Raw genomic sequence first — 12,316 nt, 5'->3', positions numbered from 1 at the left:
AGGTGTCGATGGCGGGCGGACTGGCGACGCGACCTGACCAGCCCGCAGTGGTCACAGGCGAAGCGGCGCGATGGCTCAGACGAGCCAGACGGCGGTGTCGGGGGGCAGTTGGTCCGCGGCCATGGGGCCGCTGGCCAGCAGGACCTGGCCGGGCGGCAGGGGCACGGGGGCGCTGCCGGTGTTGAGGGCGCAGATGAGGCCGCCGCCCTTGCGGCGGAAGGCGAAGCAGCCGGGCGGCGCGCCGTACCACTCGAGGCTCTCGCCGGCGAAGGACGGGTGGGTTTTGCGCAGCTCCAGGGCCTGCCGGTACAGGGAGAGCATCGAGCCGGGGTCCTCGAGCTGGGACTCGACGGTCAGCCCGGCCCATTCGTGGGGCATGGGCAGCCAGCTTCCGGCGCCGGACGAGAAGCCGAAGGGGGGCTGGTCGCCCTCCCAGGGGATGGGCACGCGGCAGCCGTCGCGGCCACGCTCGGTGTGCCCGGAACGAAGCCAGATGGGGTCCTGCAGGGCCCACTCGGGCAGCTCGACGTTGGGCAGCCCGAGCTCCTCGCCGTTGTAGACGTAGACGACGCCGGGCAGGGCGAGCTCGACGAGGGCCATGGCCCGGGCCCGCTGCCGGCCCAGCAGCCCGTCGCCGTAGCGGGTGACGTGCCGGACGACGTCGTGGTTGGACAGGGTCCAGGTGGCGGGGGAGTCGACGTAGGCGACGGCGGCCAGCGAGGAGTCGATGGCGGCCCGGACGGAGTCGGCGTCGAAATCGGCTTCCACCAGGCGGAAGTTGAAGCCGAGGTGGAGTTCGTCGGCCCGCAGGTAGCGGGTGAACCGCTCGTTCTCCTTGACCCAGATCTCGCCGATGGCCATGGCGTTCGGGTACTCGTCGAGCACCTTGCGGATCATCCGGTGGATCTCGTGCACGCCCTCGTCGTCGAACCGGGGGTCGAGGGTGTTGTCGTGCAGCACACCGGCGCGGACCGGGGCCCGGGAGTCCATGTCGGGCAGCCCGTACGGCTTGGCCATGCCGTGGGCGACGTCGATGCGGAAGCCGTCGGCGCCCCGGTCGAGCCAGAACCGCAGGGTGCGCTCGAGGTCGACCCGGATCTCGGGATTGGCCCAGTTCAGGTCGGGCTGCTGCGGCGCGAACAGGTGCAGGTACCACTGCCCGTCGGCGACCCGCGTCCACGCCGGCCCGCCGAACACGCTGGTCCAGTTGTTGGGTGGTTGGGAGCCGTCGCCCCGCCCGTCCCGGAAGTGGTAGCGGTCCCGCTCGGCGCTGCCGGGCCCGGCCCGAAGCGCCGCCTGGAACCACTCGTGCTGGTCGCTGGAGTGGTTGGGCACGAGGTCGACGGTGACCTTGATGCCGCAGTTGTGCGCGTCGGCGACGAGCCGGTCGAACGCGGCCAGGTCGCCGAACAGCGGATCGACGTCCCGGGGATCGGCGACGTCGTAGCCGTGGTCGGCCATCGGCGACCGGTAGAACGGCGTCAGCCAGAGGGCGTCCACACCGAGCAGTTCGAGGTACCCCAGCCGGGACCGGATGCCCTCGAGATCGCCGACGCCGTCCCCGTCGGAGTCCGCGAAGGACCTGACGTACACCTGGTAGAAGACCGCGTCGCGCCACCAAGCCGACTTCTCGGCGATCTCGGCATGAACGTCAGCGGATCGTCGCACAGGGTGTCATCCTGCCATCCGTCCGGGATTGGTTGTCCCCTAATGGGTTACGCCATCCGGAAAACCGTGGTCAGCGGCCCAGTGATCGTTCTCACCGGGATCTCACACCCAGCTGTTGAGCAGACTGTTGGCCGCCATCTCCAGGTACTCCCACAGCTGCTGCCGCAGCGGCTCGGGCAGCCGCTCCTCGTCCACGGCGATCCGCATGCAGCGCAGCCAGGCGTCGCGCTGGATGGGCCCGATCGTGAACGGCACGTGCCGCATCCGCAGCCGCGGATGCCCGCGCTGGTCGGAGTACGTGTGCGGGCCACCCCAGTACTGGATCAGGAACAGCCGCAGACGCTCCTCGGCCGGGCCGAGGTCCTCCTCCGGGTACAGCGGACGGAGCACCTCGTCCTTGGCGACCTCGGCGTAGAAGCGGCCGACGATGCGGCGGAACGTCTCCTCACCGCCGACGGCCTCGTAAAAGCTCTGCGGCGTTCCCACGTCACAATCCTCGCACTAGCTGCTCACGTCGGACGATTTGGCGTCGTCGAAGCCGTTGGCCCGGGGACGGGCCGGCGCGGGCTTGCGCAGCTCCTCCTCGGCCTTCGGCGGCGTGCGCACGAAGTGCGGCTCGATGCCGGCGGCGACGAACGCGCCCATGATCCGGGCCCGCAGCAGCCGCTGGGTGGCCCACTGCCGGCCGGGCCGGACCTTGACGGTCAGGCGCAGCGTGATGCCCTCGGGGGTGACCTTCTCCACGCCCAGCACCTGCGGGGCGTCCATCACGTCGTCGGCCATCGGCGTCTCGGCCACGGCCTGCTCGGCGGTCTCGCCCATCACCGACAGCGCCTCGTCGACGCTGCCGTGCGCCAGGGGCACGTCGACGACGGCGACGGCGAAGCCCTGGCTGGAGTTGCCGATCCGGACGATCTCGCCGTTGCGCACGTACCAGACAGTGCCGTTGACGTCACGCAGCGTGGTCACCCGCAGCCCGACCGCCTCCACGGTGCCGGTGGCCTGACCGGCGTCGATCACGTCGCCGACGCCGTACTGGTCCTCCAGCATCATGAACACGCCGGACAGGAAGTCCCGGACCAGCGACTGGGCGCCGAAACCGATGGCGACGCCGAGCACGCCGGCCGAGGCGATGATCGGCGTGATGTTGATGGCGAACTGCTGCAGGACCATCAGGAACGCGATCCCGTAGGTGATCAGCGTCGTCAGCGACTTGAGCACCGAGCCGATGGTCTTGGCCCGCTGTCTGCGCCGCTCCGAGCGCTGCGGAGCGGGCAGCTGCTGCGCCCGCTCCTTCAGCGGCCGGAGCAGCGGCGGCATGTCGCCGCTGCCCTGAGTGAACTTGTCGATCATCCGGTGGAGCACGAACCGGATCACCACGGCGAGCGCCACGATGACCGCGATCTGGACGGCTCCGGTGACTAACAACGGCCAGTTGTCGGCGAACCACCCGGCCGCCGCGACCACGTTGTTGTCCTGCCCGGTCATATATGCGGTTCCTCCAGCTCCAAGCCGACCTCGTTGGCGAGGAAGCCGAGCTCGTCGACGGCCAGCGCCACGCTGCGGGACACCGACCGCGCGGCGTGGCCGACCTCGGTCTCGCGCCGGATCAGCACCGGATGCTTGGTGGGGTCCGCGCTGGTGGCGTGCTGCAACGCTGCGCACATCTTGCGGGCGTGGTTCGGGTCCACCCGGCTGTCCGACTCGAAGACGGTGAACAGCACGGCGGGATACTCGACCTCCTCGAGCACCCGATGGTACGGGGAGTAGGCCAGCAGCCAAGCCAGCTCCTCGGCCACCGAGGCGCTGCCGTACTCCTCCGCCCACAGCCTGCCCAGCAGAAACCGCTCGTAGCGCACCATGTCCAGCAGTGGCGCGGAACACACCACCGCCCGGTACAGCTCCGGCCTTTGGGTCAACGCCGCTCCGACAAGCAGACCACCGTTGGATCCGCCCATGATCGCGAGCTGTTCCGGCGTGGTCCATCCCTGGCGCACGAGGTGCTCGGCGGCGGCGTGGAAGTCGTCGAAGACGTTCTGCTTGCGGTCGCGCATGCCAGCCTGGTGCCACTGCTCGCCCTCTTCGCTGCCGCCGCGCAGCGACACCACGACGTACACGCCGCCGGACTGCACCCAGGCCAGCGCGGTGCTGTTGTAGCCGGGACGCCGCGTGAGGGCGAAACCGCCGTAGCCGGTGACGAGCGTCGGCAGCGGCCGGGTCGGGCGACCGTGCTGCGACACGACGAACATGCGCACCACGGTGCCGTCCTTGGAGACGTACTCCAGCTGTTCGGTGCGCACGTCCGGGACCACGACCGAGCCCGGCGCCGAGGCCCACAGCTCGGTGTCGGCCGCGCCGATGCGGTACTTGCGCACGCAGACCGGCGTCGTGAAGTCGGTCCAGCCGAACCAGATGACGCCGTCGTCGCCTTCGGTGCGCGCGTCGGTCATGGTGATGCCGTGCAGGCTGCCCTTGCTCGGCAGCGGCACTTGGCCGGTGTGGACGCCGGTGGACGGGTCGTGCAGGTGCAGCTCCGACACGGCGTGTCGGGTGCGCTGGAGCAGGAGGTGGGCGCCATCGTCCACGCCGCGTACCCACTCGGCGTTCTCCAGCACGGAGTCGAGCTCCTCGCCGACCAGCTCGGTCCAGTGCTCACGGCCGGGCCGGCGCGGATCGGTGACGCACAGTCGGCCGCGCGGGGCGTCCAGCGTCGTCAGCAGGTACAGGCGGCCGTCACCGGCGACCCACGCGTTGCATCGCGCGCCGGCGTCGTCGGGCAGCACGTCGTTCAGCACGAACTCGTCCGCGGTGAGGTCGGCGATCCACACCGCCTCCCGCTGCGTGGTGCCGCGGCGGCCGTCGACGATCAGCCAGTGGCCGTCCTCCGACGTGTGCAGCGTGAAGTAGTACGTGGGGTCCATGCCGTCGCCGTGCACGTTGACGTCGGTCACGGCGTCGGCTCCGACACGGTGGCGCCAGACCCGCCGGTGGAACAGCTCCTCGCCGGCCGGCACCAGGTCGGTGGACAGCCGGCGGACGTAGAAGAACTCCTCGCCGCCGGGCAGCCAGCCGATCGAGCTGTACCGGCAGCGGTCGATCGGGCCGTCCAGCAGTTCGCCGCTGTCCACGTCCAGGACGTGCAGCAGCGACTCCTCGTTTCCGCCGACCGAGATCTGGTATGCCAGCCGGGCGCCCTCGCGGCTCGGCGACCAGCCGTCGAGGGTGGTGCGCCCGGACGGGTCGATGGCGGCGACGTCGAGCAGCACGCGCTCGCTGCCGTCGCGCTCACGCAGCCACAGCGAGGCGTGGTCCTGGCCGGGGTCGCGGCGGGTGAAGAAGGCGCGGCCGTTGCGCCAGACGGGTGTCCCGATGGAGCCGGCGGCCATCAGCCGCTCCAGCCGGCTCCGCAGCGCCTCGCGGCCGGGCAGCGCCGCCAGCCATGACGACGTGAGCGTGTCCTGTGCGGCCGACCAGGCGACGGTGCGCTCGTCGGCCGGGTCCTCCAACCAGCGGTAAGGGTCGGACACAGCGTGTCCGTGCAGGTCCTCGACCAGCGCGAGCCGCTCGGCCGGTGGATAGGACGCCGTCGAATGGGGGAGAGCCTCCGTCATCTGCCGAAGAGTAGCGACCAGGTGAAAACGATCGCCGTTAGGCCACGGTTCACCATGGATTTCACGTCGGGTTCATGACATGTCATGCATCACACGTGCGTTGAACGGGGCAAGTGTGGTCGACTAGGGCAGCACCGGTGGAGGTGGTCGCGTGCCCGACCGACAACCAACTCCGATCGGCGCCCCCAGATCGGGTCTGGCGCCGCGGGTCCCCCTGTCTCAAATTCCTGCCCAGGCCACGGCCAGCAGCCACGTATCCAGCGTGGACGCGGACCGGGTCGGCCAGGACCGGGCGCGCGGTGCGCCGGGCGGGCCCAGTTGGGGTCGAAGGCGGGTGCTCCTGCTCAACGCCACGTTCGAGCCGCTGACGGCGTTACCGCTACGACGAGCGGTGGTGCTGGTGGTCTGCGGCAAGGCGGAGGTCGTGCACGGCGACTCGGCCGGTCTGATCCTGCATTCCTCCACTGCGAGTGTCGTGGTGCCCTCGGTGATCCGGCTGTCCAGCTACGTCCGGGTCCCCTATCGCGGACGGGTGCCGCTGACCAGGGCCGGGCTGATGCACCGGGACCGCTACCGCTGCGCGTACTGCGGCGGGCGGGCAGAGACTATCGATCACGTCGTGCCGCGCTCGCGCGGGGGTGCCCACAGCTGGACCAACTGCGTGGCCTGCTGTGCCAAGTGCAACCACCGCAAGGCCGACAAGATGCTGTCCGAACTGGGTTGGAGGCTGTTGGTCGTGCCGACCGCGCCGCGTGGGCCGCATTGGCGGCTGCTCGCGGGCGTGGCCGACGCCGACCCCCAATGGCTGCCATACCTGGGCGAGCCGGCGGCGTGAGCCCGGGCTCGTCCAGGTAGGAGTCGCACGACACACGACGGCGGTCCGGGCGTTTCCCGCCAGGACCGCCGTCGTTGTGTGTCTGTGGGGTCAGGCCGCGCGGTTGACCCGGATGCCGTCCCGGTTCACGCGGATGCCGTCCCGGTTGACGCGGATGCCGGCGCGGTCGGCGGCGGCCCGGTTGACGCGGATGCCCTCGCGGTTGACGCGGATGCCGGCGCGGTCGGCGGCGGCCCGGTTCACGCGGATCCCGTCGCGGTTGACCCGGATGCCGTCGCGGTTGACGCGGATCCCGGCCTGGGCGTTCACCCGAATGCCACGCTGGACAAGGGTCGACTTGTTCACCCGGATGCCCGCCGCAAACGTGAGCACGGACGGCGTCTCTTCACTCGATCGGGTGACAGTCGCAACCGGGGTGGGGAGGCTCGGCGTGTACATGGCGTGCCCTCCTGGGAGGTTCGGGGTGGCTTTCAGGCAAGGCCCTTGCTCCGCAAGACCCGTCTAGGTGAAAGCTAATCTTGATTCGCCGGTCAGGACAAGCCGCCAAATCGGCGGCATTCGCGTTGCCAACCCGGGGGCCGTTCGGCGCAGCGCGCTCCGCCACAAGAGTGCGTGCTGATGATCACTTTCACGCCCTGTCATCGGCAACGGAGTGGTCACGTCGTCGCTGACCGTGGTCGATCGGGCAATGGCAACCTCCCACACTCGGACGCCGGTGACGCGCCTGGCGGAGGGCTCGGCTACCGTAAAGCCCCGTGAACGTCGTGGACACCCTCCTCGTCTTCGCGCTGATCCCGCTGTGTGTGTACGGCCTGATCGCGCTGCTGACGCTGTGGCCGAAGTTCGCGCGTACCCCCCGGTACCAGGCAGGCCAGGAGTGGGGCTACGCGCCAGTGTGGTGGACCGCCAATCCCGCGGGCGTAGGCGCCCACGCCCCTTCCGCGCACCTGGCGCTGGAGCAGGGCGAGGCCGGTGAGCCCGCGCCGACCGCACGGGGAGGTGCTCGTGGCAACTGGTGAGATCGCGCGACAGGACGTCGAGGACGGCGAGCTGGGCTACGGCGCGGCCCGCATGGCCGACGGCCGGATCTCGGTCGCCGTCGAGCAGAAGCCCAAGCCGCCCGCCCTGCCGTTCCGCTCCTCGGAGCTGGCCCAGCTGGACGAGGCGCTGACGCTGTCCAGCCGTGAGACCGGCCTCGACTTCAGCATCTACCTGGGTGAGCTGGACGGCGACGACACCCGCAAGGCCGCCGAGGAGCTGCACGCCCAGACCCTGCGGCCCACGCACGCGGTGCTGATCGCCGTGTCGCCGGGCCAGCGGGCCGTCGAGATCGTGACCGGCGAGGAGTCGCACCGTCGGCTGCCCGACCGTGGCTGCAAGCTGGCCGTGATGAGCATGGTGGCCTCCTTCAAGGAGAGCAACCTGGCTGGCGGCCTGGTCAGCGGCCTGCGCATGCTGACCGACCAGGCGGGCCCTGCCCCGCGCCGCTGAACCTCGGCCGGCCGATGCGGCACTGACAACTCAGCACAGACGACGAAGGGGCCGTTCCGGACAACCCATCCGGAACGGCCCCTTCGTGTTCGTCCTGGTCAGGACCTGTCGAACTCCCGGGCGGCCAGCGCCCGCACGATGCCGGCACGGCCCTCGGACACCAGCCGGCGCAGGGCCGGCGGGTGCTCGTCGGCGGCCAGCCACTCGTCCGACGCCGCCACGGTCGCCGCGTCCACCGCCCACGACGGGAACAGACCGGTCACCGTCGGCTGCGCCCGCTCGCTGGACCGCCGCCGCCACACGTCGGCGACATCGGCGAAGTACTGCTGCGCGTACGGCGCGAGCAGCTCCTTCTGGCTCGGGTGCGAGAAGCCGTAGATGATCGCCTCGTTCACGGCGTTCGGCAGCTCGTCGTCGTGCACCGCACGCCGCCACGCCTCGGCCTTGTTGGCCTCGGTCGGCACCAACGCCCGGGCCCGCTCGGCGTGCCGCTGACCGGCCGCCGTCGGGTCGAGCTCCAGCTCGGCGCGCACCTCGGCGTCGCCGGCCGCGCCGTGCGCGGTGAGCGCCTGGAGCAGCCGCCAGCGCAGGTCGGTGTCCACCACCAGGCCCGCCAGCGGCTCGCTGCCGTCCAGCCAGCCCTTCAGCACGGCGACGACGTCGTCGGTGAGTGACGCGCCGGCCAGCGAGTTGACGAACGCCAGCTGGTGGTCGGAGCCCGGCTCCGCGGTGCGGGCCAGCTCCAGCACCGTGTCGGTGAACCGCCGCCAGCCCTCCGGCGCCCACGCCGGGTCGGCGTACGAGGAGATCGCGGTCTGCGCCTGGAGCAGCAGCCGCTGCACCACGCCGACCTCGCTCTCCGAGCGGATGCCGCCGAGCACCAGCGTGACGAAGTCACGGGCCTTCAGCTCGGCCTCGCGGGTCATCTCCCAGGCCGCCGACCAGCACAGCGTGCGCGGCAGCGGCTCGGTGATGTCCGCGATGCGGTCCACCAGCGTGGCCAGCGAGTCGTTGTCCAGCCGCATCGTGCAGTAGGTCAGGTCGTCGTCGTTGACCAGCACCAGCTTGCCCCGCGGCACGCCCACCAGGTCCGGGACCTCGGTGCGCTCGCCGGTCACGTCCAGCTCCACGCGGTGGGTGCGGACCAGCTTGCCGGTCGACGGGTCGTCGTCGTAGACGCCGATGGCCAGCCGGTGCGTGCGCAGCTCGCCCGCGCCCGGCCGGGCGCCGCCCTGGAGCACGGCGAACTCGCTGAACCGGCCGTCCGCGTCAACCGTGAACTTCGGCCGCAGCAGGTTCAGGCCGGTCGTCTCCAGCCACTGCGCCGACCACCACGACAGGTCGCGCCCCGAGGCCTCCTCCAGGGCTGCCAGCAGGTCGGACAGGGTCGCGTTGCCCCAGGCGTGCTTGGCGAAGTACACCCGCAGCCCGGCCAGGAAGTTGTCCAGGCCGACGTAGGCGACCAGCTGCTTGAGCACGCTGGCGCCCTTGGCGTACGTGATGCCGTCGAAGTTGACCTCGACCGCCTGCAGGTCCGGGATGTCGGCCGCCACCGGGTGGGTCGAGGGCAGCTGGTCCTGCCGGTAGGCCCAGGACTTCTCGATGTTGGCGAACGTCGTCCAGGCGTGCTTGTACTCGGTGGCCTCGGCCTGCGACAGCACACTGGCCCAGGTGGCGAACGACTCGTTCAGCCACAGGTCGTCCCACCAGCGCATGGTGACCAGGTCGCCGAACCACATGTGGGCCATCTCGTGCAGCACCGTCTCGCAGCGCCGCTCGTACAGGTAGCGGGTGACCCGGCTGCGGAAGACGAAGTCCTCCAGGAAGGTCACCAGGCCGGCGTTCTCCATCGCGCCGGCGTTGAACTCCGGCACGAAGGCCTGGTCGTACTTGCCGAACGGGTAGCGCACCCCGAACGCGCGGTGGAAGAAGTCGAAGCCCTGCTTGGTCTGCGTGAACAGGCGCTCGTGGTCCATGTGCTCGGCCAGCGAGGCCCGGCAGTACAGGCCGAGCGGGATGCTGCCCTCGTCGTCGGTGTACTCGTCGCGCCATTCGGCGTAAGGGCCGGCGACCAGCGCGATCAGGTAGGTCGAGAGGGTCTTGGTGGTCTCGAAGACGTGCTTGGAGGTCTCCGGGTCGATCTCCTCGACGCTCGCCGACGCCGCGTTGGACATCACCTTCCAGTCCTGCGGCGCGGTCACCGTGACGTCGTAGACCGCCTTCAGGTCCGGCTGGTCGAAGCAGGTGAACATGCGCTTCGCGTCGGCCGTCTCGAACTGGGTGTACAGGTAGACGCCCTTGTCGACCGGGTCGACGAAGCGGTGCAGGCCCTCGCCGGTGTTCGTGTACAGGCACTGCGCCCGCACCACCAGCTCGTTCTGTTCGGCCAGGTCGGGCAGGGCGATGCCGTCCTCGTCCCGGTAGCCGGACACGTCGAGCTCGACGCCGTTGAGCACGGCGGACTGCACCTCGCCCGCGACAAGGTCGATCCAGGTCGACGCGCCCACCGTGCGGCTGCGGAAGCGCACGGTAGTCGTCGACCCGAACGTCGGACCGTCGCCGGTCAGGTCCAGAGCGATGCCGTAGGACTGGACCTCGAGGAGCGCCGCGCGCTGCTGGGCCTGGTCGCGGGTGAGGTTCGGCGCGGCCACTGGGTCACCTCATCTGTGGATGTCGGGGGTCCGGGTGGCTGTCGTCGGCCACCGGGGATGGGCAGGGGTCCCCGCATCCAATCACGTGACGTGGTCGCCGCGCTGCCAGGATCCGGCGTAATCGCCGGACGGGAAGACACGGCGCCCCCCGATGGTTGCCCTAAGGGGTGGGCCCGGGCAGGCCGGGCCGGCGTTGAGCCATGGAGATGTGCTGATGACCGCAGTGCCGTCCGTCGCGGACGAGAAGGTGAAGGTCGACTTCTGGTTCGACCCGATCTGCCCGTGGGCGTGGATCACGTCCCGGTGGATCCTCGAGGTCGCCGAGCACCGCGACATCGAGCTGAACTTCCACGTGATGAGCCTGTCCGTGCTCAACTCCGGGCGGGACCTGCCCGAGGAGTACCGCCAGCTGCTCGACCGTGGGTGGGGCCCGGTGCGGGTGGCCATCGCCGCCGCCAAGCACCACGGCGACAAGGTGCTGCTGCCGCTGTACACGGCCCTGGGCACCCGGATCCACAACGAGGGGGCCAAGGAGTACGACGAGGTCATCAAGCAGGCGCTGGCCGAGGTCGGCCTGCCGGCCGAGCTGGCCGAGGCGGCCACCAGCACCGAGTACGACGAGGAGCTGAAGGCCAGCCACCACGCCGGCATGGACCCGGTCGGCATGGACGTCGGCACCCCGGTCATCCACGTCAACGGCGTGGCCTTCTTCGGCCCGGTGCTGTCCAAGATCCCGCGTGGCGAGGACGCCGTCCGCGTCTTCGACGGCGCCCGGCTGCTGGCCGGCTACCCGCACTTCTACGAGCTCAAGCGGACCCGGACCGAGTCGCCCGACTTCTCCTGACCGCCTGACCGAACCCGGGCGCGGCCGCCGCACTCCTCGCGGCAGCCGCGCCTGACTTTGTCGTCCGCGGCAGTCGTCCGCGTCGCTCCACTGCATTTCGTCGGAGTCCTCGCCCACGTGCGGGCCGGTCGTGCTCACCCGGACAGCTCGTCCGCTCGCGTCCCGGTCGACTTCGCCGAACTTCTGGACTTCGACGAACTTCTGGACTTCGACGAACTTCTCGACTTCGTCGGTCTGCTGGGCTCCGTCGAGCTTCTCGACCTGGTCGCGCTTCGGTGCTTCGACGCGCTGCTCGACTTCGTCGGTCTGCTGGACTTCGGCGGACTTCTCGAGTTCGTCGGTCTGCTCGAGGTCGTGCGAAGTCGTGGTTTTCGTCGGACTGCCCGCGCGGGTGCGCCGGAGTGCTCAGCGTCCGGCTTCCCAGACGACGTCGGCGAGGTTGATGGGCTTGCCGGGCAGCGGGGTCGCGGCGTCGGGGCGCAGGCCGTCGAGCATCAGCTGGGTGAGGCGGGCGTCGATCTCCTCATCCCGGGTGCCGGGCAGGTCGAACGGCCGCTTGAGGTGCAGGGACACCAGCATGGCCACGTCGACGACGCCGACGTCGGTGCGCATGGAGCCGTCGCGCTGGGCGGTGGTGATCATCTGTTCGACGATGCCCAGCAGCTCCAGGCGGGCCGAACGGACCTCGTCGCTGTGGTGGACCGCGGTCTGCAGCTGAGGATCGACGATGGACCGGAGCGCGCCCAGCCGCAGGGCGACGCATTCGCGGACGAACCGGCTCAGGGCGTTCCAGGCGTCGGGCTCGGTGCGCAGCGCGGTGCGGGCGAGGTCGGTCATGTTCTCGACGGTGTGCACGGACAGCGCCCGCAGCAGGGCGACGCGGTCGGGGAACCGCCGGTAGAGCGTCCCGACACCGACACCCGCGTGGCGGGCGATCTCCTCCATCGGCACGCCTGCGCCCTGGTTGACCAGCAGGTCACGGGCGGCAGCGAGGATCTGGTCGCGATTGCGCTTCGCGTCCGCCCGCAGTTGTCCCGTCATTCCCCACACGCCTCCACCGGCAGGTATGTGCCCGGACGAGGCTACCTGGCCGAAGGGCCGGTTGTGGGCCCGCCCCGGCGGGCGGGGCACAACCCCGACAAACACAGGCCCGGGGGCCAAGCGGGGGGGGTGAACCCCGGCGACCAAGCGGGGACCTCGATATTTTCGGTGGCGG

Annotated in this window: 11 protein-coding genes; 4 read left to right on the top strand and 7 right to left on the bottom strand. The window is 70.5% G+C overall.

Annotation, left to right across the window (positions count from 1 at the left end; genetic code table 11):
• Positions 1-75: 75 nt before the first annotated feature.
• The 4 genes from ACIG5F_RS03945 to ACIG5F_RS03930 form a co-directional block, all read right to left on the bottom strand.
• Positions 76-1,668 (bottom strand): glycoside hydrolase family 13 protein, encoded by a 1,593-nt coding sequence (locus ACIG5F_RS03945; RefSeq protein WP_396515873.1) that lies wholly within the window; start codon positions 1,666-1,668, stop codon positions 76-78.
• A 102-nt stretch (positions 1,669-1,770) separates the two neighbouring features.
• Complete coding sequence (locus ACIG5F_RS03940; protein WP_211762858.1) at positions 1,771-2,154, bottom strand: globin; 384 nt, start codon at positions 2,152-2,154, stop codon at positions 1,771-1,773.
• 15 nt (positions 2,155-2,169) lie between these two features.
• Positions 2,170-3,156 carry a mechanosensitive ion channel family protein gene (locus ACIG5F_RS03935; RefSeq protein WP_396515872.1) on the bottom strand — a complete coding sequence of 329 codons (987 nt, stop codon included), beginning with the start codon at positions 3,154-3,156 and terminating at the stop codon, positions 2,170-2,172.
• Entirely contained in the window at positions 3,153-5,279 is a 2,127-nt protein-coding gene (locus ACIG5F_RS03930) for a prolyl oligopeptidase family protein (protein ID WP_396515871.1), read from the bottom strand. Before ACIG5F_RS03930 ends, ACIG5F_RS03935 begins: the two co-directional genes overlap by 4 nt.
• A 151-nt stretch (positions 5,280-5,430) precedes the next feature.
• On the opposite strand from ACIG5F_RS03930, the gene ACIG5F_RS03925 reads away from it, so the two are divergent.
• The gene (locus ACIG5F_RS03925; protein ID WP_396515870.1) at positions 5,431-6,114 is read left to right on the top strand and encodes an HNH endonuclease; all 684 of its coding nucleotides are present in this window, start codon (positions 5,431-5,433) and stop codon (positions 6,112-6,114) included.
• A gap of 90 nt (positions 6,115-6,204) precedes the next feature.
• Here ACIG5F_RS03925 and ACIG5F_RS03920 read toward each other — a convergent pair whose 3' ends face one another.
• Positions 6,205-6,486 carry a hypothetical protein gene (locus ACIG5F_RS03920; RefSeq protein WP_396515869.1) on the bottom strand — a complete coding sequence of 94 codons (282 nt, stop codon included), beginning with the start codon at positions 6,484-6,486 and terminating at the stop codon, positions 6,205-6,207.
• Positions 6,487-6,869: 383 nt separating this feature from the next.
• On the opposite strand from ACIG5F_RS03920, the gene ACIG5F_RS03915 reads away from it, so the two are divergent.
• A complete protein-coding gene (locus tag ACIG5F_RS03915) occupies positions 6,870-7,133 on the top strand; it encodes a hypothetical protein (protein WP_396515868.1) in 264 nt (87 codons plus the stop codon).
• Positions 7,120-7,605 (top strand): DUF5130 family protein, encoded by a 486-nt coding sequence (locus tag ACIG5F_RS03910; protein WP_396515867.1) that lies wholly within the window; start codon positions 7,120-7,122, stop codon positions 7,603-7,605. Before ACIG5F_RS03915 ends, ACIG5F_RS03910 begins: the two co-directional genes overlap by 14 nt.
• Before the next feature lie 98 nt (positions 7,606-7,703).
• On the opposite strand, the gene pepN is transcribed toward ACIG5F_RS03910, so the two are convergent.
• Complete coding sequence (pepN, locus tag ACIG5F_RS03905) at positions 7,704-10,256, bottom strand: aminopeptidase N (RefSeq protein WP_396515866.1); 2,553 nt, start codon at positions 10,254-10,256, stop codon at positions 7,704-7,706.
• Positions 10,257-10,470: 214 nt separating this feature from the next.
• On the opposite strand from pepN, the gene ACIG5F_RS03900 reads away from it, so the two are divergent.
• Positions 10,471-11,100 (top strand): disulfide bond formation protein DsbA, encoded by a 630-nt coding sequence (locus tag ACIG5F_RS03900; RefSeq protein ID WP_396515865.1) that lies wholly within the window; start codon positions 10,471-10,473, stop codon positions 11,098-11,100.
• A gap of 405 nt (positions 11,101-11,505) precedes the next feature.
• Here the strand turns inward: ACIG5F_RS03900 and ACIG5F_RS03895 are convergent, their stop codons facing one another.
• Entirely contained in the window at positions 11,506-12,141 is a 636-nt protein-coding gene (locus tag ACIG5F_RS03895) for a TetR/AcrR family transcriptional regulator (RefSeq protein WP_396515864.1), read from the bottom strand.
• Positions 12,142-12,316: the final 175 nt, after the last annotated feature.

The sequence above is a fragment of the Kutzneria sp. NPDC052558 genome, from assembly GCF_044547355.1.
Classification (GTDB): domain Bacteria; phylum Actinomycetota; class Actinomycetes; order Mycobacteriales; family Pseudonocardiaceae; genus Kutzneria.
This window is presented reverse-complemented; position numbering and strand designations above follow the sequence as displayed.

What these genes read in the sequence shown, in the direction of transcription:
- ACIG5F_RS03935 (WP_396515872.1), bottom strand. Translation starts at nt 3,156, where the DNA reads ATGACCGGGCAGGACAACAACGTGGTCGCGGCGGCCGGGTGGTTCGCC.
- ACIG5F_RS03930 (WP_396515871.1), bottom strand. Translation starts at nt 5,279, where the DNA reads ATGACGGAGGCTCTCCCCCATTCGACGGCGTCCTATCCACCGGCCGAG.
- ACIG5F_RS03900 (WP_396515865.1), top strand. Translation starts at nt 10,471, where the DNA reads ATGACCGCAGTGCCGTCCGTCGCGGACGAGAAGGTGAAGGTCGACTTC.
- ACIG5F_RS03895 (WP_396515864.1), bottom strand. Translation starts at nt 12,141, where the DNA reads ATGACGGGACAACTGCGGGCGGACGCGAAGCGCAATCGCGACCAGATC.